Source organism: Lentzea sp. NPDC102401 (assembly GCF_044765805.1).
Taxonomy (GTDB): Bacteria; Actinomycetota; Actinomycetes; order Mycobacteriales; family Pseudonocardiaceae; genus Lentzea; species Lentzea sokolovensis.
Genome location: NZ_JBIWKS010000007.1, coordinates 359,055 through 380,486, shown reverse-complemented (window position 1 = coordinate 380,486; position 21,432 = coordinate 359,055). Strand labels below are relative to the sequence as shown.

9 protein-coding genes are annotated in these 21,432 nt (G+C 73.7%); all 9 read left to right on the top strand.

From position 1 onward, the window contains the following. Positions 1-17: 17 nt before the first annotated feature. Genes ACIRG5_RS26040 through ACIRG5_RS26000 form a run of 9 tightly spaced genes read left to right on the top strand, consistent with a single transcriptional unit; the run spans position 18 to position 21,413 of the window. Positions 18-143, top strand: a complete 126-nt coding sequence (locus tag ACIRG5_RS26040) for a hypothetical protein (protein ID WP_319973832.1) — start codon at positions 18-20, stop codon at positions 141-143. Between the two features lie 45 nt (positions 144-188). After that, positions 189-4,829, top strand: a complete 4,641-nt coding sequence (locus ACIRG5_RS26035; RefSeq protein WP_402908900.1) for an amino acid adenylation domain-containing protein — start codon at positions 189-191, stop codon at positions 4,827-4,829. Further along, the gene (locus tag ACIRG5_RS26030; protein WP_402908898.1) at positions 4,826-9,268 is read left to right on the top strand and encodes an amino acid adenylation domain-containing protein; all 4,443 of its coding nucleotides are present in this window, start codon (positions 4,826-4,828) and stop codon (positions 9,266-9,268) included. Before ACIRG5_RS26035 ends, ACIRG5_RS26030 begins: the two co-directional genes overlap by 4 nt. A gap of 33 nt (positions 9,269-9,301) precedes the next feature. Next, complete coding sequence (locus ACIRG5_RS26025) at positions 9,302-9,496, top strand: MbtH family NRPS accessory protein (protein WP_319973835.1); 195 nt, start codon at positions 9,302-9,304, stop codon at positions 9,494-9,496. Between the two features lies 1 nt (position 9,497). Further along, a complete protein-coding gene (locus ACIRG5_RS26020; protein ID WP_319973836.1) occupies positions 9,498-9,788 on the top strand; it encodes a phosphopantetheine-binding protein in 291 nt (96 codons plus the stop codon). Continuing rightward, entirely contained in the window at positions 9,785-10,552 is a 768-nt protein-coding gene (locus tag ACIRG5_RS26015) for a thioesterase II family protein (RefSeq protein ID WP_402908895.1), read from the top strand. Before ACIRG5_RS26020 ends, ACIRG5_RS26015 begins: the two co-directional genes overlap by 4 nt. After that, on the top strand, positions 10,533-11,708 hold the full coding sequence (locus tag ACIRG5_RS26010; protein WP_402908894.1) for a cytochrome P450: 1,176 nt from the start codon (positions 10,533-10,535) through the stop codon (positions 11,706-11,708). The genes ACIRG5_RS26015 and ACIRG5_RS26010 overlap by 20 nt, the downstream gene beginning before the upstream one ends. Positions 11,709-11,723: 15 nt before the next feature. Further along, on the top strand, positions 11,724-12,953 hold the full coding sequence (locus ACIRG5_RS26005; protein WP_319973839.1) for an MFS transporter: 1,230 nt from the start codon (positions 11,724-11,726) through the stop codon (positions 12,951-12,953). Positions 12,954-12,968: 15 nt separating this feature from the next. Next, entirely contained in the window at positions 12,969-21,413 is an 8,445-nt protein-coding gene (locus ACIRG5_RS26000; protein ID WP_402908891.1) for an amino acid adenylation domain-containing protein, read from the top strand. Positions 21,414-21,432: the final 19 nt, after the last annotated feature.

Below are 21,432 nucleotides of genomic sequence, written 5' to 3'. Positions count from 1 at the left end.
CTTTCCTCTCTGCTGGCGTGGTGCCGACGCTAGGCACGCGGCGTTCCCTTGTGCGGCAGGCGGTGCGGCAGCTGCTGGGGCAGGTGCGGGCTTCCCCCAAGGTGCCGCTCGACCTGCCGATCCGGCCACCGGCGCGCGCCTAGCTTTCGACTCGAACGTCAACCGCGCACACCGATCCGGAGGGTGACATGTCGCTGCACGAGGAGGTCGGCCGCATCGCGACCGCCGCACCGGATCGCACCGCGATGCGGACCGGGGGAAGGTCGACCGGCTACGCCGAGCTCGACCGGCTGGCGGGCGCGCTGGCCGCGGCACTCACCGGCGCGGGGCTGCGGCCCGGCGGCGTCGTCGCGGTGCGCTGCAGTGCGCGGGCGGACTACGTGACCGCGATGCTCGCCGTGTGGCGGGCGGGCGGGGTGTACCTGCCGCTGGACCCCGAAGCCCCCGCCGGGCGCACCCAGGACATGCTCGACGACGCGGGCGCGGCCCTGCTCGTCGAGGACGGCGTGGTCCGCGAGACCAGCATTGCCGCCCGCGGCGCGACCGCCGGCCTGGCGTACCTGATCTACACCTCCGGTACCACCGGCCGTCCCAAGGGCGTCGCCGTCGACCACACCGCGCTGGCCGCGCACGTCCCTGCCATCGCGGAACGCTTCGGGATCACCGGCCAGGACGTGGTGCTGCAGCTCGCGGGCCCGTCCGTCGACGTTGCCGTCGAGCAGATGCTGACCGCGCTCACCTCGGGTGCGTGCCTAGTGCTGCCCGAACGGCGGTTGCTGTCGGTCGACGAGCTGCTGCGCCTCATCGAGGACGAGCAGGTCACCGTGGCCAACCTCCCCGCCGGCTACTTCCACGACTTCGCCGCCGCTCTGGACCGGGTGCCGCCGTCGTTGCGTCTCATGGTCTCCGGCAGCGACCGGCTGTCCCCGGCCGCGGCGGCCGAGTGGACCCGGCGCACCGGCGTGCGGCTGCTCAACGCCTACGGCCCCACCGAGACCGTGATCACCGCGACCGTGCACGAGACGGCCGGGGAGACCGGTTCGGTGCCGATCGGCACGCCGGTCGGTGGGCGGCGCGCGCACGTCCTCGACGGTCTGCGCCCGAGCGACGAGGGCGAGCTGTACCTCGGCGGTCCCGAGCTGGCAGTGGGCTACCTCGGTAGTGCGGCGCTGACGGCCGCGCGCTTCCTGCCCGACCCGTCCGGCCCCGCGGGGTCGCGCATGTACCGGACGGGCGACACCGTCCGCCGTGGCCCTGACGGCGTGCTCGACTTCGTCGGCCGCGGTGACGACCAGGTCAAGGTCCGCGGCTACCGGGTGGAGCTGGGCGAGGTGCAGCACACCCTCGCCGCGCACCCGGCCGTGGAGACCTGCGCGGTCGTCCCGCACGGCACCGGCCTGGCCGCCTACGTCACCGGCACGGCGGACACCGCCGAGGTGCGCGACTTCCTCACCCGTCGGCTGCCCGCGCACATGGTCCCCGCCTCGGTCACCGTGCTCGACCGGTTGCCTCTCACCGACGGCGGCAAGGTCGACCGTGCGGCGCTGCCCGTTCCCGCCACTTCCGAAGCCGTCCCCGATGACGACGCTCCTCGCGACCACACAGAGCAGTTGCTCGCCGGGATCTGGGCCGACGTCCTGGGGGTTCGCCGGATCGGTCTGCACGACAACTTCTTCCACCTCGGCGGCGACTCCCTGACCGCCGTCCGGGTCGCGAGCCGCGTGTTCGAGGCGTTCGGCCCGGTCTCGCCCTACCTGGTCTTCGAGGCCCCCACCCTCGCCGAGTTCGCCGCCGCGCTGCGCGCCGGCTCGACGCCCGCCCGGCCCGGCCCGGTCGCTCTGCCCGGCTCCCCCGCGCCGTTGTCCCGGTTCCAGCGCGGCCTGTGGCTGCGGGAGTGCTGGGAGCCCGGCGGCTCGGTCTACAACGTGCCCTGGCTGTTCCACTTCTCCGGTCCGCTCGACACCGCCGCGCTGCGCCAGGCCCTGCAGTCGGTGGCCGACCGGCACGACGCGCTGCGCTCGACCGTCGGCACGGACGCGGACATGGCACCCGTGCTGGTCGTCCACGACCGCATGGAGGTCCCGTTCACCGAGTCCCACGCGGAGCTCGAGCACCAGGTCGCCGACGTCGCGCAGCTCCCGTTCGATCTCGCCGAAGGGCCGCTGCTGCGGGCCCGCCTGGTCCACACCGGCCCCGGCGAGGCGACTCTCGTGCTAGTGCTGCACCACATCGTCTGGGACGAGGGTTCGCTGCGGGTGCTCGACCGTGAGCTCCGCGAGTGCTACCTCGCCACCATCGAGGGCCGTGCGCCTCGCCTGGCCGATTTGACCGTCCAGTACAGCGACTACGCACGTTGGTCCACTGAGGACTCGCTTGAGTCCGATGTGGACTACTGGGTCGAGCACCTGCGTGGTGCGCCGTCGGCCCCCGCTATCAGTCCTGACCACGACGGCACCGCCGCCACCGGACGTGGCGGAGTCCTGCCCTTCGCGTTCGAACCGGAGCTCGCCGAGGGAGTGCGCGCCCTGGCCCGTGCCGCCGGCGCCACCCCGTACCTCGTGCTGCTGGCCGCCCTCGTCGAAGCGCACCGTCGCCGCGGGGTCGCCGACGTGGTGATCGGCACCCCGGTCAGCGTCCGCGACCGCGCCGAACTCGACGCGCTCGTCGGCTACTTCATCAACCTCGTCCCGCTGCGCTTCCGGCCCGACGGCGAGGAGCTGACCGGCCGCGACCTGCTCGACCACGTGCGTTCGGTGGCGCTGGACGGCTTCCGCCACCAGGGCGTGCCGTTCGAGGAGATCGTCGCCGCGACGTCCGGCGAGCGCAGCGGCGCGGGCACCGTCCTGTTCCAGCTGGTCTTCGAGATGCACACCGCCGACGCCGCGACGGCCCCGTACGGCGCGGTCGCCGTCGAGAAGCGGTTGCACTCCAACGAGTTCTCCCGGTTCGACCTGTCCTGGTCGGTCGAGGACGACGGCGTCGGCTTCCACGGCCGCGTCGAGTACGCCGCCGACCTGTTCGACCCCGCCACCGCCGAGGCGCTGGGCGCCCAGTGGCGGACGGTGGTCGAGGAACTGGTCGCCGACCTCGACGCGGAACTGCCCGCCCCGGCCGAGCCCGTCGACATCCACACCCCCGTGCACTTCCGCATCGCCGAGCAGGCCGGGCGGACCCCTGACTCGACCGCTCTCGTCTCCGGCGCGGAGTCGCTGACCTACGCGGAACTCGACGCCGCCGCCAACCGCGTCGCCCGGCACCTCGCCGCGCTCGGGGTCGTCCCCGGCGACGTGGTGGCCGTCCGCATCCCCCGCGACACCGCCCTGGTCGTGGCGCTGCTCGCCGTGCTCAAGGCGGGTGCGGCCTACACGCTGCTCGACCCCGACCTGCCCGCCGCCCGCCAGGAGCAGGTGATCACCGACGCGGGTGTGCGGCTGGTCGTCACCGCCGGCACGGTGGCAGGAGCTTCGGACGACACCGGCGAGTTCGCGGTGCCGGTCGACGCCGATGCCGTCGCCTGCGTCATGTACACCTCCGGCTCCACCGGCCGTCCCAAGGGCGTCGCCGCCACGCACCGGGCGCTCGCGGCCACCTACAGCGGCCAGGACTACGCCGGTTTCGCCTCCGACGAGGTCTGGCTCCAGTGCTCGCCGGTGTCGTGGGACGCGTTCGGGCTGGAGCTCTACGGGGCCCTGATGTTCGGCGGGACGTGCGTGCTGCACCCCGGCCAGCGGCCCGACCCGCAGACCATGGCCGAGCTGGTCGCCCGGCACGGGGTCACCCAGCTGCAGCTGTCGTCGAGCCTGTTCAACTTCCTGGTCGACGAGCTCCCGGAGGTCTTCGCCGGCCTGCGGGTGGCGTTCACCGGCGGTGAGCGCGCCTCGGCCGCCCACATCGCCCGCCTCGCCGAGCGGTACCCGCACGTGCGGGTCGTGAACGGCTACGGGCCGGTGGAGAGCATGGGCTTCACCACCACCCACGACGTGGCTTCGATCGATCCCAGCGCGGCGGTGCCCATCGGCCGGGCCGTGGTGCACAAGGGAGTGCACGTCCTCGACGAGAAGCTCCAGCCGGTCGGCGGCAGCGAGCAGGGCGAGATCTGGGTGACCGGCGCGGGCCTCGCGCTGGGCTACGTCGCCCAGCCGGGGATCACCGCCGGACGCTTCCTGCCCGACCCGTTCGGTCCGCCGGGGTCCCGGATGTACCGCACCGGCGACATCGGCGGCTGGAACCAGGACGGCACGCTCGCCATCACCGGCCGCGCCGACGACCAGGTCAAGATCCGCGGGTTCCGGGTGGAGCCCGGCGAGGTGGCCACCGTGCTCGCGGGGTGGTCCGCGGTCGGTGACTGCGCGGTCGTGGCCCACGAACCGGTGCCCGGACAGCCCCGCCTCGCCGCCTACGTCACCGCCCGCGGCGACGTCGTCCCGGATCTCACCGGCGTGCACGACTTCCTGGCGGGCCTGCTGCCCGACTACATGCTGCCGTCCAGCGTGACCGTTCTCGACGCGCTCCCGTTGACCCCCAACGGGAAGCTCGACCGGGCCGCGCTGCCCATCCCCACCGAGACCGTGGCCGCTCCTTCAGGCGGACCGGCCGCGACCGACGCCGAACGGCTGGTGGCGCGGGTGTGGGCCGAGGTGCTCGGGCTCGCCGAGGTCGGGCCGCACGACAACTTCTTCCGCGTCGGCGGCAACTCCCTGGCCGCCGTACGGGTCGCCATGCACCTGTCCAGCGCGACCGGGTCCCGCGTCCTGCCACGGCAGGTGTTCGCCGCACGGACCGTGAGCGCCCTCGCCCGCACGCTCGAGACGACTGGAGCAGCACAGTGAGCACCACGACGCCGGTCTCCGGCCTGCAGCGCGGCCTGTGGTTCATGGACCGCTGGAACCCGGGGTCTCCCGCCTACCTCGTGCCGTGGGTCTTCGAGTTCGACGGCACGGTCGACGCCGATGTCCTGCACCGCGCGCTGCGGTTGCTGGTCGGACGACACGAGGCCCTGCGCACCACGTTCGACCTCGGCCCGGATGGTCCGGTCAGGACGGTCCACAGTGGAGTCCGACTGCCGTTCGCCTCGGTCGCCGTCGACGGGCAGGCCGCCCTGGACGCCTTGCTGGACTCCGAGACCCGCACCGGGTTCGACCTGGCGGAGGGGCCGCTGCTGCGGGCCACCCTGGCCACCGGACCGGGGGTGCCGGACACGCTCGTCCTCGTCGTGCACCACATCGTGTGGGACGGCTGGTCGGCCGGGGTGTTCGAACGCGAGCTGGCCGCGGCGTACACCTCCCTCGCCGCGGACCGGGAGCCCGACCTCACCCCTCTGGCCCCCGTTCACGACATCGCGGTGTCCACAGAGGACTCGCTGGCCTACTGGGCCGAGCGGCTCGCCGGTGCGCCCGCCGAGCTGACGCTTCCCTCGGACCGGTCCCGCCCGTCCAGCCGGACGTTCGCGGGTGGCACCGAGGCGTTCGGCCTGCCGGTGGGCACCGCCGGCCGCGTCCGCGACCTGGCCGCCAACCTCGGCGCGACGCCGTTCGTGGTGCAGGTGGCCGCGTTCGCCGCGCTGCTGCACCGCTACACCGGCACCAGGGACCTGGTGGTCGGCACCCCCGTCACCACCCGCGACCGCCCCGAACTGGCGAACGTCGTCGGCTACTTCGTCAACATCGTCGCCCTGCGCGTGACCGTCGACCCAGCCGCCACCTTCGCGGACCTGGTCGAGCAGGTCCGCGACGCGGCCTTCGACGCCTACGCCTACCTCGACGTGCCCTTCGACGAGGTCGTCGACGCGCTGGCGCTGGAACGTTCGGCCCGGCACGCGCCGCTGGTGCAGGTCGTCTTCGGCGCGCACGCCGAGGACCCGGCCCCACTGCGCTTCGGCGCGGCCACCGCGACTCGGCGCATGCACCACAACGGCACCAGCAAGTTCGACCTGACCTGGTCGACCTTCGACGACGGCGAACTGCGCGGCGAGGTGGAGTACGCCACCGACCTGTTCGACCGGGAGACAGTGCTGCGCATGGTCGGCCACTGGCGCACCCTGCTCGCCGCGGCGCTGGACGCGCCGGAGGACCCGCTGTGGCGGCTGAGCCCGCTCGACGCCGCCGAGACCGCCGCCGCGCTCGCACCTCCGCGCGCCGCCCTGGCCGCCTTGCCGTCGTCGGCCACTCCTCTTCCGCTGCACCGCGCGTTCGAGGCCGCTGCCGACGCCCACCCCGACCGCCTCGCGCTGACCTGCGGGGAGCGGTCGTGGACGTACGCGGAGCTCGACGCGGCCGCCAACCGCGTCGCCCACACGCTGGCCGCCGACGGCGTGCGCCGAGGTGACCGGGTCGGGGTGCTGCTGGAGCGCGGCGAGCGGGTCGTCACGGCGATCCTGGGCGTGCTCAAGGCGGGCGCGGCCTACGTGCCCGTCGACCTGGCAACTCCCCGCGACCGCGCCGAGTTCGTCTTCGCCGACACCGGCGTCGACGTGGTCGTCACCGACGACTACCTGGCCGGGCCGCGGCTGGCGCAGGCGCCGTCGCACCGGCCGGAGGTGTCCGTCGAGCCGGCCGACCTGGCCTACGTGATCTTCACGTCCGGCTCGACCGGCAGGCCCAAGGGCGTCGCGGTCTCGCACGAGCACGTCGGCAGGTTGATGCGGTCGGGCGCGGACCACTTCGCGTTCGCCGAGACCGACGTGTGGACCCTGTTCCACTCCTACGCCTTCGACTGGACGGTCTGGGAGCTGTGGGGGCCGCTGCACCACGGCGGACGGCTGGTCGTGGTACCCCGCGTCGTCAGCCGCTCGCCCGAGGCGTTCGCTGATCTGCTGGCCTCCGAAGGTGTCACACGGTTGTGCCTGACCCCGTCGGCGCTGCGGACGCTCGAGGGCGTGCTGCGCACGTGGCCGCTTCCGTTGCCCGCGTTGCGTTCGGTCATGCTCGGCGGCGAGGCGCTCGACCCGGCCGTGGTCCGCCGTTGGTTCGCACTGGAACACTGCCCGCCCGCGGTGCTGTGCAACCTCTACGGCATCACCGAGACCACGGTGCACGTCACCACCCTCGACCTGCCCGACGCGGCCGCGTTCAGCCGCAGCCTGGTCGGCGAGCCCATGCCGCACCTGTCGGCGCTGGTGCTCGACGAGCGCCTGCAGCCGTGCCCGGTCGGCGTCGCCGGCGAGCTGTACATCGGCGGCGGGTCGCTGGCCAACGGGTACTGGGGACGGCCGGGGCTCACCGCACGGCGGTTCCTGCCCGACCCGTACGGCGTCGTGCCCGGTGGCCGGCTCTACCGCACCGGGGACGTGGCGCGGCGGCTGCCGGGCGGCGGCCTGGAGTACGTGGGCCGCTGCGACGACCAGGTCAAGGTCCGCGGGTTCCGCATCGAGCTCGGCGAGGTCGAGAACGCCGTCGCCGCCCACCCCTCGGTCACCTCGTGCGTGGTCACGGTGCACGACGACAGGCTTGCCGCCTACGTCACCGTCGACGGCACGCCACCGTCGTACGCCGAACTGCGCGCGTTCCTCGCGGAAACGTTGCCAGAGCACATGATCCCGGCGACGGCGACCGTGCTCGCGGTGATCCCGCTGACCGTCAACGGCAAGGTCGACCGGGCCGCGCTGCCCGCCCCCGACCTCGGGTCCGTGCGCGACACCGACGCGCACGTGGACCCCGCCACGCCGCAGGAGCACGCGCTCGCCGAGGTCTACGCCGAGGTGCTCGGTGTCGACGGGGTGGGTGCCCGGGACAACTTCTTCCACCTGGGCGGCGACTCCATCCGCGCCGTGCACCTCGCGGGGAAGCTGCGCGAACGCGGCTGGACCCTGTCGCTGCCGGACCTGTTCGGCGCGCCGACGCCGGCCGAGCTCGGCCCGCTGCTGAAGGCCTGCAGCGGCCGGGAGAAGCGGTCAGCGCCGTTCGACCTGGTGTCCGAAGTGGACCGCAACGAGCTGCCCGCCGACGTCGTGGACGCCTACCCGATGGCGGCCATGCAGATGTCGATGATCTTCCACATGGAACTGTCCGACGACGCGGGCGGCTACCACAACGTCAACAGCTACCGGGTCGCCGGCACGCTCGACGAAACCGCGCTGCGGCAAGCAGTCGGCGACGCCATGACCCGGCATCCCGTGCTGCGGACCACCCTCGAAGTCTCGCGCTACAGCGAGCCGTTGCAGCTGGTGCACGCCGAGGCACCGATTCCGGTGCACGTGGAGGACCTGCGCGGGCTGAGCCCCGACGAGCAGGACGCCGCGGTCGCCGAGGTGTTCGACGACAACGTCGCCGCCCGGTTCGACCTGCGCACCGCCCCGCTGTTCCGGGTCACCGCCCAGCACCTGGCCGATGACGCCTTCCAGCTCACCGTCGCCGAGCACCACGCCATCCTCGACGGCTGGAGCTTCACCTCGTTGCTCGCCGAGGTCCTCGAACGCCACAGCGCTCTCTCCGCCGACCCCGGCCACAAGCCGCTGCCCGAACCCAGGTCGACCTTCCGCGAGTTCGTCGCCGTCGAACGGGAAGCGCTGGCCTCGCAGGACAGCGAGCGGTACTGGAAGTCCACATTGGACGGAACGAGCGGAGCGATCTGGTCCAGCGGGCCACCGGCGCTCGACGAGCCGGAGATCCCGCGCACGATCGAACGCGTCGTCCCCGGCGCCGACGCGATGCTGCGCGAGACCGCCCGCCGGCACGGCGTCACGGTGAAGACCGTCGGCCTCGCCGCGCACGTCGCCGCGCTGCACCGGGTCACCGGCCTGCCGCGCTTCACCACCGGACTGTCGGTCAACGGCAGGCTGGAGACCGACGGCGGCACCGAGGCGTACGGCCTGTTCCTCAACACCGTTCCCCTGGTGGTCGACTTCGCCGAGACCGGCGCGGACGCCACCCGCCTGATCACGGCGATGCACGAGGCCGAGGCGGCGATGCTCCCCCACCGCCGCATGCCGTTCGCCCGCATCGCCCGCCACCTCGCCGACACCCGGCTGGAGGCCTGCTTCGCCTTCCTGCGCTTCCACTCGCTGGGCAGGCTGGCCGACTCCCCGACCCGCCTGCTCGACGACCGCATCGGCTGCGAGCCGACCATGCGCTACGAGCCGACCAGCTTCGCCCTCGGCGCCGCCCTGGTGCAGGACCCCTCGTCGGCACGGGTTCTCCTCGCCGTCGACCACCTGCCCTCGGTCGTCCCCGACGACGTCGCCGACGCCTACACCGACGCCTACGTCGAGGCGCTGCACGTGCTCGCCGGCGACGCCACCGCGGACCTGCGGGCCCCGGAGCTCGCCCGCTAGCCCCAGATTTTCCCGTCAAGGAAAGGAAAACCCATGGACGCGTTCACCGACTTCGCCGTGGTGATCAACCACGAGGAGCAGTACTCGATCTGGCCGACCGAGCTGGACGTGCCGGCGGGCTGGCACACGGTCGGCAAGAGCGGCGCGCAGCAGGAATGCCTCGACTACATCGACGAGGTGTGGACCGACATCCGCCCGCTGAGCCTGCGCACCGCGCTGGGGGTCTGACATGACCGCCACCACCGACATCGAGGACGTGGTAGCCGCTGTGTGGGCCGACGTGCTCGGCGTCGAGCGGGTCGCGCCGACCGACGGGTTCTTCGCGCTGGGCGGCTACTCGCAGCAGGCGGTGCGCACCGTGCACCTGCTGCGCGACCGCCTGGGCGTGGCCGTCACGCTGCGGGACCTGATGTCGGCGAGCACGCTGGCCGACTTCACCGCCGCCGTGCGGGTCCGTGCCGAGGCGGGCGCGCCCGCCCGGCCGATGCCGCGCCTGACCGGCAGGCGCGGCACGCGATGACCACTGCCGTCGCCCGCCCGGTCGTGCTGGACGACTGGTCCTACCTGCCCTGTCCGCAAGGGCCGCGGGCCCGGCGCCTGGTGTGCTTCCCGCACGCGGGCGGCGACGTCGGCACCTTCGCGGAGCTCGCCGCCGCGGTCGGACCGGACGTCGAGGTTCTCGCCGTCCGCCTGCCCGGCCGGGGCGGGCGCTTCACCCACCCGCTGCCGGGGACGTTCGCCGAGCTGACGTCCGCGGTCGCCGTGGGCGTCGGCCCCCGGATCGGCCAGGACGCGGTGTTCTACGGCCAGAGCTTCGGCGCCCTGCTCGCCTACGAGGTGGCGGTGGCGTTGGGGCGCAAGGGTCCCGCGGCGGTCGTGGCCGCCTCGGCTCCCGCCCCGGCCGACTGGGAACGCACCGTCCGGGACGTCGTGGCCGACCCCGCCGCCGGAGCCGAGCGGTTGCTCGCCGAGTGCGGGCTGACCGTGCCCGACGACGACGCGGTCCGCGCCATGGTGCTGGCCGTGCTGCGCGCCGACATCGCCGTCGGCGCGACCTATCGGCACCGGCCGGGCCCACCGGCCCGGTTCGCCGTCCACGCCCTGGCGGGCGCCGCCGACCACGGCGCCAGTCCGCCCGGGACGTGGGCGAACACCACGGCAGGCCCGTTCACCTCGGCGGTGCTGCCCGGCGGGCACCTGCTCGTCGCACCCGGCGACCCCGGGCCGGCCGACCTCCTCCGAACCCTCTGCCTGGGAGCGCGCAGTGACCACCACGACCGTTGACCTGACCGACGCCCGCCTCTGGGCAGACCCCGGCATCGGTGCGCTCGTCGACGACCTGCGCGCCCTCGCCCCGGTGCAGCTCACCCACACCGCCCAGGACGGTCCGGTGTGGTCGGTGCTGTCCTACGAGCACTCCTCCGCGGTGCTCACCGACGCCGCCACCTACGGCTCCACCGGCGGGTCCCTGCTCGGCACCGGTGGCGCACCCGCCGGAGCCGGGAAGATGATGGCGCTGACCGACGGCAAGCACCACCGCGACCTGCGGGCCCCGCTGCTGCCGTTCTTCTCCCCCAAGGGCGTGCGCGGCAGCGCCGAGCGCATCGACGACCTCGCCGCGCAGGTGGTCGCCGGTGCGGTGGCCAAGGGACAGGTCGACCTGGTCGAGGTCATGGCCACCGTCCCGCTGGTGGTCATGTGCGACGTCCTCGACATCCCCGAGTCCGACCGCGACATGGTCGTGTCGGTGTGCGACGCGGCGTTCCTGGGCACCACCCCGCAGGACCGCAGGGCCGCCCACCAGCGGCTGCTGCCGTACCTGTTCGACCAGGCGATGCGCCGCCGGATGGCACCGGCCGGCGACCTGATCAGCGTCCTCGCCACGCACAAGGTCAAGGGCAGGCTGCTGCCGATCGAGGACGTCGTCCTCAACCTGGACAACATCATCGTCGGCGGCGTGCAGACCGTCCGGCACACCGCGGCGATGAGCATCATGGCGCTGCTGGACAACCCCGCGGAGTTCCAGCGGCTGCGTGAAGGCGCCGTCGACGTCGACTCCGCCACGGACGAGCTGCTGCGCTACACCTCCGTCGGCCTGCACGTGCTGCGCACCGCCACGCGCGACGCGGTTCTGGGCGGGGTCGACATCAAGGCCGGCGACAAGGTCGCGGTGTGGACGTGGGCCGCCGACCACGACGCGGCCGCGTTCGACGCCCCGCACGAGTTGCGCCTGGACCGCTCGCCCAACCGGCACCTGGCGCTGGGCGTCGGCCCGCACTACTGCATCGGCGCGCCGCTGGCCAAGGCCGAGCTCGGCGCGGTCTACCGGGCGCTGCTGGACCAAGTCGCCGAGATCGAGGTGACCGGGGAACCGGTGCACAACCAGTCGATCATCAACTTCGGCTTCGACCACCTGCCCGTCACCCTGCACGCGCGCTGAGAGAGGTCCCTTCCCATGTCCCAGACGACAGTCAGCGACGCACGCCCGTCCCCTCCCCGAAGGCCTGGCTGGCCGCGCGTCGGCGTCGTGCTCGGCGGCCAGGGCGTGTCGCTGATCGGCGACCAGGTGTTCTTCATCGCCGCGGTGTGGGCGGCCGCCCAGATGGGCGGGACCACGGCCGTCACCCTGGTCACCCTGGCCGAGTCGGTGCCCCGCGCCCTGGCGATGATCTTCGGCGGGGTGCTGTGCGACGCACTGGGACCGCGAGTCGTGTTGCTGCGCACCACGTCCGTGCGGATCGCGGTGCTCGCCGTGGCCACCGTGATCGCGCTCAACTCGCCGTCGGTGTGGCTGCTCGTCGTCGTGGCGGCGTTGGAAGGCGCGCTGCTGGGCCTGGGCACGCCGTCGTTCGGCACGCTCATGCCCCGCATGGTGGAGGGCGACCAGCTCGGCAGGGCGAACTCCATCCGCACCATGGTGGCCCGGTTCGCTCCGATCATCGGGTCCCCGTTCGGTGCGTGGCTCGTCGCGGAGGGACAGCTCCCGATCGCCCTGGGCGTGGTGACGGTGGGCTGTGTGGTCGCGCTGCTGTGCCTGGCGCCGGTCACCAAGGAGATCTCCGCACCCACCGCGGCGCCGAGCGGGGTGCCGATGTGGAAGCGCACCGGCGACGGGCTGAAGCTGCTCCGCTCCGACCGCAAGCTGCGTCTGCTGTTCCTCTCCGCGCTGTGCCTCGACTTCGCCTTCGCCTGGCCGATGAACCCCGGCCTGCCGGTGCTCGTGATCGAACGCGGCTGGCAGGTCTCCGCCGTGGGCCTGGTGATCGCCTGCTGGGCGGGCGGTGCGCTGGCCGGAGCGGGGATCAGCGCCGTCGTCGGCGAACGGGTACCGCTGTCGATTCGGCTGGTGGGCAGCGGCGTCGGCATCGGCGTGCTGCTGGTGGCGATGGTGTTCGCTCCCACCCTGGCTCTGATGGCCGTCCTGTCGGCGGCTCTCGGCGTCTGCTCCGGGCTCAACGGGCCCGCGGCCGTCACGCTCTACCAGAAGGCCGCCCCCGCCGACCGGCTCGGCACCGCCATGGCGATGCTCGCGCTGGCGGGCATCGGCTGCGCCCCCTTCGCCTACGCCCTCTCCGGCGCCCTCGCCGGCCTCACCTCGCCCGAGCTCGCCTGGGCGGTCACCGCGCTGGTCGCGTTCGGCGGGCCCATCACGGCCGCCCGCGCGCTGCGGATCCCGTCGGTCTAGAAAGGAAAGCCCACCATGTCCGCACTGTCGTTCGGCCAGCAACGGCTGTGGTTCCTCGACCAGCTCGACGGTCCCGGGGCCGCCTACAACGTCCCGGTCGCCCTGCGGCTGCGCGGACCACTGGACGTCACCGCCCTGCGCGCCGCCGTCGCCGACGTGGCGGACAGGCACGAGGTGCTGCGCACGGTCATCCCGATCGTGGACGGGACGCCGGGGCATCGCGTGATCGAGGACGCGCGACCGCCCTTCGAGGTCGTCGACGCCGAGTTGCCCGCAGCGCTCGTCGCGGCGGCGTCGCGGCCGTTCGACCTCTCCACCGAGATCCCGTTGCGCACCACGCTGTTCCGCGTCTCGCCCGACGAGCACGTGCTGTTGGTGCTGCTGCACCACATCGCCGCTGACGGCGGTTCGTTCGGCCCGCTGCTGCGCGACCTCGACACCGCCTACACCGCCCGTGCGACGGGCGTCGCCCCGAACTGGGCGCCGCTGGAGGTCCAGTACGGCGACTTCGCCCTGTGGCAGCGCGAGGTGCTCGGCGCCGAGGACGACCCGGACAGCCTGCTCGCCGAGCAGCTGGCGTACTGGGAAGGCAGGCTGGCCGGCCTTCCGGAGCGGATCTCGTTGCCCGCCAACGGACAGGGCACGGGCGCCGGGATCGTCGAGGTGGAGCTGCCCGCGCCGCTCTGCGCGAGGCTGGCCGACGCGGCGCGCGCGGCAGGCTGCACCCCGTTCGTCGGCCTGCAGGCGGCGGTCAGCGCTCTGCTGGGCCTGAACGGCGCCGGGCAGGACGTCGTGCTGGGCACCCCGGTCTCGGGCAGGCAGGACCCCGCGCTGGACGACCTGGTGGGCTTCTTCGGCAACACCCTGGCGCTGCGCACCGACCTCGTCGGCGACCCCGGCTTCGCCGAGCTGCTGCGCCGGGCCAAGGAGACCGCGTTCGACGCCTACGCCCACCAGGACGTGCCGTTCGAACGGGTCGTCGAGCGGCTCGGCGTGGACCGCGGCTCCCCCGCGCACCCGGTCTACCAGGTCATGCTGGTCCTGCAGGAGGACTCGGCCCCGCCGCGGCTCGACGGGCTCGGCGTCACCGTGGAACCGCTCGACCTCGCCGCGGCCAAGCTCGACCTGAGCGTGGTGTTCGCCCGCCGCACCGACGGCGGCATGGACTGCCAGCTCGAGTACGCGGCCGACCGGCTCGACCGCGCCTTCGTGGCGCACCTCGGCGACACCCTGGTGCGTCTGCTCGACCTCGCACTGTCCACTCCGGACGTCCCGCTGTCCCGCCTCGGCCTGCCCGCCGCGCCGGCCGCCTCGGCGCACGTGGAGAAGCCGGCGCCGGCCGAGGAGGCCCCGGTCCGCCGGGAGCCGCGCGACGAACGCGAGCGCGTCCTCTGTGGACTGTTCGCGGACGTGCTCGGCCTGGAGTCGGTCGGCGTCCACGACGGGTTCTTCGCCCTGGGCGGGCACTCCCTGCTCGCGACGCGGCTGATCAGTCGTGTCCGCGCGGCGCTGGGCTTCGAGCTGGGCCTGCGCACGTTCTTCCGCGCGCCCACCGTCGCCGGGGTCGCCGCCGCCCTCGACAAGGCCTCCGGCACGACCCACCCGCCGCTGGTGGCCCGCCCACGCCCGGAGGCGGTGCCGTTGTCACCCGCCCAGCAGGGCCTGTGGTTCCTCGCCGGCGTGCGCGGCCAGGACCGCGCCTACACGATCCCGTTGACCCTGCGCCTGACCGGACGCGTCGACGTGCCCGCCCTCGCCACCGCCCTGCGCGACGTCGTCACCCGTCACGAGAGCCTGCGCACGGTGTTCCCCGCCGTCGACGGGCAGCCGCGCCAGCACGTCCTCGCCGAGTTCGGCGACGTGCTCACCGCGCGCCGTTGCGCCGCGGCCGACCTCGACCGGCTCGTCGACGAGGCCGCCGGCGCACCGTTCGACCTCGCCGCCGACCTCCCGCTGCGCGCCACCCTGCTGTCCACATGCGACACCGCGTCGGTGCTCGTGCTCGCCCTGCACCACATCGCGGGCGACGGCGTGTCGAGCGGTCCGCTGCTGCGCGACCTGGGCACCGCCTACGAGGCCAGGCTGGCCGGCTGCGCACCCGGTTGGACGCCGCTGCCGGTGCAGTACGCCGACTACACCCTCTGGCAACAGGAACTGGACCTCGACGGCCGCGTGGACTTCTGGAAGACCGCGCTGGACGGCCTGCCCGAGGAGATGGCCCTGCCCTACGACCGGTCCCGCCCAGCCGACCCGACCCACGCCAAGGACGCCGTCACCGCCCAGGTCGGCGCCGGCACCCACGCCGCCCTGGCAGCCCTGGCCCGCGCCAACCAGGCGACGCTGTTCATGGTCGTGCACGCCGCACTCTCCGCCGCGCTGACCCGCATGGGCGCGGGCACCGACATCGTCGTCGGCACCCCCGTGGCCGGCCGCGCCGACGAGGTCCTCGACGACCTGGTCGGGTTCTTCGTCAACTCCCTGGTGCTGCGCGTGGACACCGCCGGCGGGCCCGCGTTCACCGACCTGCTCAGCCGCGTCCGCGACACCGACCTGGCCGCGTACGCCGCCGCCGACGTGCCCTTCGACCGGCTGGTCAAGGAGCTCAACCCGCCGCGCGTGCTCGCCCGTCACCCGCTGTTCCAGGTGGCGCTGTCGCTGACCGGCGGCGAGGAGGCCGGACCTCGGCTGGCCGGACTCGACGTCCGGCTGGCCGACGGCACGCAGGGCAACGCCAAGTTCGACCTCACCCTGACCGTCGACGAGAAGCCCCACGCCGGAGGCCTGGACTGCACGCTGGAGTTCAGCACCGACCTGTTCGACCCGGCCACCGCGCGGCGTCTGCTCACCGCCCTCACCCTCGTCCTGACCGCCGTCGCCGCCGACCCCGGCAGGGCCGTCGACCGCCTGCCCGTGCTCGACCCCGCCGACAGCGCACTGGTCCTGCACGAGTGGAACGACACCGGCGCGGCCTTCCCGGACGAGACCGTGCACGCCCTGTTCTCCGCTCACGCCGCCGCCCGGCCCGACGCCGTCGCGCTGATCACCGACGACGCGCAGATCAGCTACCGCGAGCTGGACGAGCGGTCCAACCGCGTCGCCCGCCACCTGCGCGACAGTGGCGTGCGGCGCGGGGACGTCGTCGGCATCGCGCTGGAACGCGGCGTCAACCTCGTCGCCGCCGTGCTCGGCGTGTTCAAGGCGGGCGCCGCCTACACCGTTCTCGACCCCGCGCTGCCCGCCGCGCGCGTCCGCGAGATCGGTGCCGACGCCGGCGTCGGCACCACGCTCACCCCTGAACGGATGGCTGAAGCCGCCGGACTCTCCGCCGCGCCGGTCGACATCCCCGGCGCGCCCACCGACGCGGCGTGCGTCATGTTCACCTCGGGCTCCACCGGGCGCCCCAAGGGAATCCTGGGCTCGCACCGCTCGATCGTGGCCAGCCTGCTGTCGCAGTCCTTTTTGGACTTCAACGCGGAACAGGTGTGGCTGCAGTGCTCGCCGGCGTCGTGGGACGCCTTCGTGCTGGAGCTGTTCGGACCGCTGCTGTCGGGGGCCGCCTGCGTGCTGCACCCCGGATCGCGACCCGAACCCGCCGTCGTCGCCCGGCTCATCCCCCGGCACGGCGTCACCACCGCCTACCTGTCTGCCAGCCTGTTCAACTACCTGGTCGACGAGCACCCGGAGGTCTTCGCCGGGCTGCGCCAGGTGATGACCGGCGGTGAGGCCGCCTCCACCCGCCACGTCGGCGAACTGCTGCGCCGCCACCCGCACGTGCGCCTGGTCAACGGCTACGGCCCGGTGGAGAACATGATCATCGGCACCAGCCACGCGCTGACGCCGGCCGACGCACTCGGCCGGTCGGTCCCGATCGGCCGCTCCCTCGCCAACAAGCGCACCCACGTGCTCGACGCCGCCCTCCAGCCGGTACCGCCTGGCGTCATCGGCGAGGTCTACCTGTCCGGTCTCGGCCTCGCGGAGGGGTACCTCGGCCAGTCCGGCCTGACCGCGGGCCGGTTCCTCACCAGCCCGTTCGACGGTCCCGGCGAACGCATGTACCGCACCGGCGATCTGGGCCGCTGGCGCGCCGACGGCGTGCTGGAGTACGTCGGCCGCACCGACGACCAGGTCAAGATCCGCGGCTTCCGGGTGGAGCCGGGCGAGGTCGGCGCGGTGCTCACCCGCCACCCCGCCGTCGCCCAGGCCGCCGTCGTCGTCCGCGAGGACCGCCCCGGCGACAAGCGTCTGGTCGCCTACCTGGTGCCCGCGGACGGCGCGCTCGACACCGCCGGAGTCCGCGCGCACGCCGCCGCCGCGCTGCCCGACTACCTCGTGCCCGGCGCGTTCGTCGTGCTCGACGCCCTCCCGCTGACCCCCAACGGCAAGCTCGACCGCCGCGCCCTGCCCGCCCCGTCGGCCGAGGCCGCCACCGACCACACACGGCCGCGCACGGCCCGCGAGGAGATCCTCTGCGGGATGTACGCCGACCTGCTCGGCGTCGACGGCGTCGGCGTCCGCGACGGCTTCTTCGACCTCGGCGGCCACTCGCTGCTGGCGGCCAAGCTCATCGCCCGTGTCCGCACCACCTTCGACGCGGAGATCGCGCTGGCCGACGTGTTCGCCGACCCCACCGTCGAGGGCGTCGCCGCCGCCGTCGACCGCGCCGCGGGCAGGCCCGTCCGCCCCGCCCTGGTCGCGGGCCCCCGGCCGCGGCTGCTGCCCCTGTCGCCCGCCCAGTCCCGGCTGTGGTTCCTCAACCGCCTGGAGAACCAGGGCGCGGGCTACGCCGTCCCGTACGCGCTGCGCCTGACCGGTGCGCTGGACCGCGGCGCGCTTGAGGCCGCCCTGCACGACGTCGTCGGCAGGCACGAGGCGCTGCGCACGGTCTTCCCCGAGGTCGACGGGGCCCCCTGCCAGGTCGTGCTCGACGAGTGGCGGCCCGCGCTGGACGTCGTCGGCCACACCGACCTCGACGCCGCGCTCACCGATGCGGCACGCCAGGAGTTCGACCTCGCGGTCGAAGCGCCCGTGCGCACCACGCTGTTCGTCACCGGCCCCGACGAGCACGTGCTTCTCCTGCTGCTGCACCACATCGCCGTCGACGGCGCGTCCCTGGGCCCGCTGGTCCGCGACCTGCGCACCGCCTACACCGCGCGGCTGGCGGGCGCCGAGCCCGGCTGGACGCCGTTGCCGGTGCAGTACGCCGACTACACCCTCTGGCAGCGCGACCTGCTCGACTCCCTGCTGGCAGGCCAGGTCGAGCACTGGCGCGGCGCGCTCGCGGGCCTGCCCGACGAACTGGCGCCGCCCACCGACCGCCCCCGCCCCGCGGTCGCCACCCACCGGGGCGGCACGGTGCCCGTCCAGATCGACACCGCCCTGCACGCCCGGCTGCTGGAGCTGGCCGGGAAGCACCGGGTGACGCTGTTCATGGTCCTGCAGGCCGCGCTCGCCACCCTGCTCACCCGCGTCGGCGCGGGCACCGACATCCCGATCGGCACCCCGGTCGCCGGCCGCGCGGACCGCGCGCTCGACGACGTCGTCGGGTTCTTCGTCAACACCCTCGTGCTGCGCGTCGACACCGCGGGCGACCCCGCCTTCACCGACCTGCTCGCCAGGGTCCGGGAGACCGACCTTCGCGCGTTCGAGCACCAGGACGTTCCGTTCGAGCGGCTCGTGCGGGAGTTGAACCCGGCCCGGTCCCTGGCCAGGCACCCGCTGTTCCAGGTCTCACTGGTGCTGCAGAACACCGACCAGGCCGACCTGTCCCTGCCGGGCCTCTCAGTCGCCGAGCACGAGATCGGCGCCCAGAGCGTCAAGTTCGACCTGGGGCTGGGCTTCGCCGAGGCGCCCGGCGGCGGGCTGGACGGCTCCCTGGCCTACGCGGCCGACCTGTTCGACGCCGGCACCGCGCGGAGCCTGGCCGACCGGTTCCTCCGCGTGCTGGCCGCGGTCGCCGCCGACCCCGGCCTGCGCACCCGCGAGATCGACGTCCTCGACCCAGCTGAGCGCACGCTGATCCTTCAGGACTGGAACGACACCGCCGCCGACGTGCCCGCCACGACCCTGCCCGCCCTGTTCACCGCCCAGGTCGCCCGCACCCCGCACGCCCCCGCGGTCGAGTTCGACGGCACCGGCCTGACCTACGCCGAACTGGACGAGCGCGCCACCGCGCTGGCCCACGCCCTGCACCGCGCGGGGGCAACCCGTGGCCGCACGGTCGGCGTGGCGCTGCCGCGTTCGCTGGACCTGATCATCGCGCTGTACGCCGTGCACAAGACGGGCGCGGCCTACCTGCCCGTCGACCCCGGCTACCCGGCCGACCGGGTGGCGCACATGGTCGCCGACGCCGCACCGGTGCTCATGCTCACCCCGGAGTCGCTGGCCGCTCTTCCTCTTGCCACCGAGGAGATCCCGCTGCCGACGGCGACGCCGGACGACGCGGCGTACGTCATCTACACCTCCGGCTCCACCGGCAAGCCCAAGGGCGTGGTCGTCCCCCACTCCGGCATCGTGAACCGCCTGCTGTGGATGCAGGACCGCTACCACCTCACGCCGTCGGACCGCGTCCTGCAGAAGACCCCGTCGAGCTTCGACGTGTCGGTGTGGGAGTTCTTCTGGCCGTTGATCACGGGCGCGCTCCTGGTCGTGGCGAAACCCGAGGGCCACAAGGATCCCGACTACCTGGCCGGCCTGATCGAGAGCGCCGGCGTCACCGTCGCCCACTTCGTCCCGTCGATGCTGGAGGTCTTCACCGCCTCCGTCGCCCCCGGCCGTTGCCGCAGCCTGCGCCAGGTCGTCTGCAGCGGTGAGGCCCTGCCCACCCCGCTGGCCGAGCGCTTCGCGGCGGGCTTCACCGCTCACCTCGACAACCTCTACGGCCCCACCGAGGCGTCCGTCGACGTGACCTGGCAACGGTTCCAGCACGACCCGACCGCGTCCGTCCCCATTGGACGTCCGGTGTGGAACACCCAGGTCTACGTCCTCGACCCCGCGCTGTCCCCGGTGCCCGCCGGCGCGACCGGCGAGCTCTACCTCTCCGGCACCCAGCTCGCCACCGGCTACCTCAACCGCCCCGCCACCACCGGCCAGCGCTTCGTCCCCAACCCCCACCGCCCCGGCGAGCGGATGTACCGCACGGGTGACCTGGTCCGCTGGCACGACGGCGGGGTGCTGGAGTACCTGGGTCGCACCGACGACCAGGTCAAGATCCGCGGCGTGCGGATCGAGCTGGGCGAGGTCGCCGCCGCCGTCTCCGCTCACCCGTTGGTGGCCCAGGCGGCCGCGGTGGTCCGCGAAGACCGCCCCGGCGACAAACGCCTGGTGGTCTACACCGTGCCCGCGGGGTCTGTCTTCGACCCGGCTGCGGTGCGCGAGTTCGCGGCGCGGTCGCTACCCGAGGCCATGGTCCCCGCGGCCGTCGTCGCGCTGGCGGAACTGCCGCTGAGCCCGTCGGGCAAGCTCGACCGCAAGGCTCTGCCCGCCCCCGACTTCACCCGCACTCCCACCCGCCCGCCGCGCGACCACCGCGAACGCGTCCTCTGCGCCGTGTTCGCCGACGTCCTCGGCCTGGACTCCATCGGTGTCGACGACGACTTCTTCGACCTGGGCGGCCACTCCCTGCTCGCCACCCGCCTGGTCGACCGCGTCCACCGCGCCCTCGGCGTGCGCGCCACCATCCGCGCCGTCTTCGACGCCCCCACCCCCGCGGGACTGGCCACCCGCCTCGACGAGACCGACACCGATCCCCTCAACGTCCTGCTCCCGTTGCGCTCCAACGGTTCCAGGGCACCCCTGTTCTGCGTCCACCCCGCCGCGGGCATCGGCTGGGTCTACTCAGGACTGCTCCGCCACCTCGACGACCGCCCCGTCCACGCCCTGCAGTCCCGCGCTCTCACCGAACCGTGGACCGGCACCCTGGACGAGATGGTCAAGGACTACGTGGCCGAGATCCGCGCCGTCCAGCCCGAGGGTCCTTACCACCTCCTGGGCTGGTCCTTCGGCGCCCAGGTCGCCCACGCCATCGCCAGCCGCCTGCAGGCCGAGAACGCGGAAGTGGCCTTCCTGGCCCTCCTCGACGGCTACCCCGGCACCCCCGCGGACTCCTCTCCTGCGATGCCCTCCGACCCCACCGCCGACCTCCTGGCCTCCCTGGGCCGCACCTCTCTCGACGACCTCGTCCCCGTCCTGGGCGCCCGCGCCGTGGCCGCCCTGCCCGCCGTCTTCGCCCACAACCGCCATCTCTCCGACACGCACACCCCCACGACCGCCTACCGCGGCGACGCCCTGTTCTTCCAGGCCACCGAGGGCCGAACCGACTCCTCACCGCACCCCGAGGCGTGGGCCCCCCACATCACCGGCACTCTGCACCTCCACCCCGTCGCCACCACCCACGGCGACATGACCCATCCCGTCCCCATGGCGGAGATCGCCAGCACCATCGCCGTCCACCTGAACCGCTGACACCCCAACGGAACCGGCG

Coding starts and splice junctions, on each gene's coding strand:
- ACIRG5_RS26005 (WP_319973839.1), top strand. CDS start 11,724: ATGTCCCAGACGACAGTCAGCGACGCACGCCCGTCCCCTCCCCGAAGG.
- ACIRG5_RS26020 (WP_319973836.1), top strand. CDS start 9,498: ATGACCGCCACCACCGACATCGAGGACGTGGTAGCCGCTGTGTGGGCC.
- ACIRG5_RS26035 (WP_402908900.1), top strand. CDS start 189: ATGTCGCTGCACGAGGAGGTCGGCCGCATCGCGACCGCCGCACCGGAT.
- ACIRG5_RS26015 (WP_402908895.1), top strand. CDS start 9,785: ATGACCACTGCCGTCGCCCGCCCGGTCGTGCTGGACGACTGGTCCTAC.
- ACIRG5_RS26025 (WP_319973835.1), top strand. CDS start 9,302: ATGGACGCGTTCACCGACTTCGCCGTGGTGATCAACCACGAGGAGCAG.
- ACIRG5_RS26000 (WP_402908891.1), top strand. CDS start 12,969: ATGTCCGCACTGTCGTTCGGCCAGCAACGGCTGTGGTTCCTCGACCAG.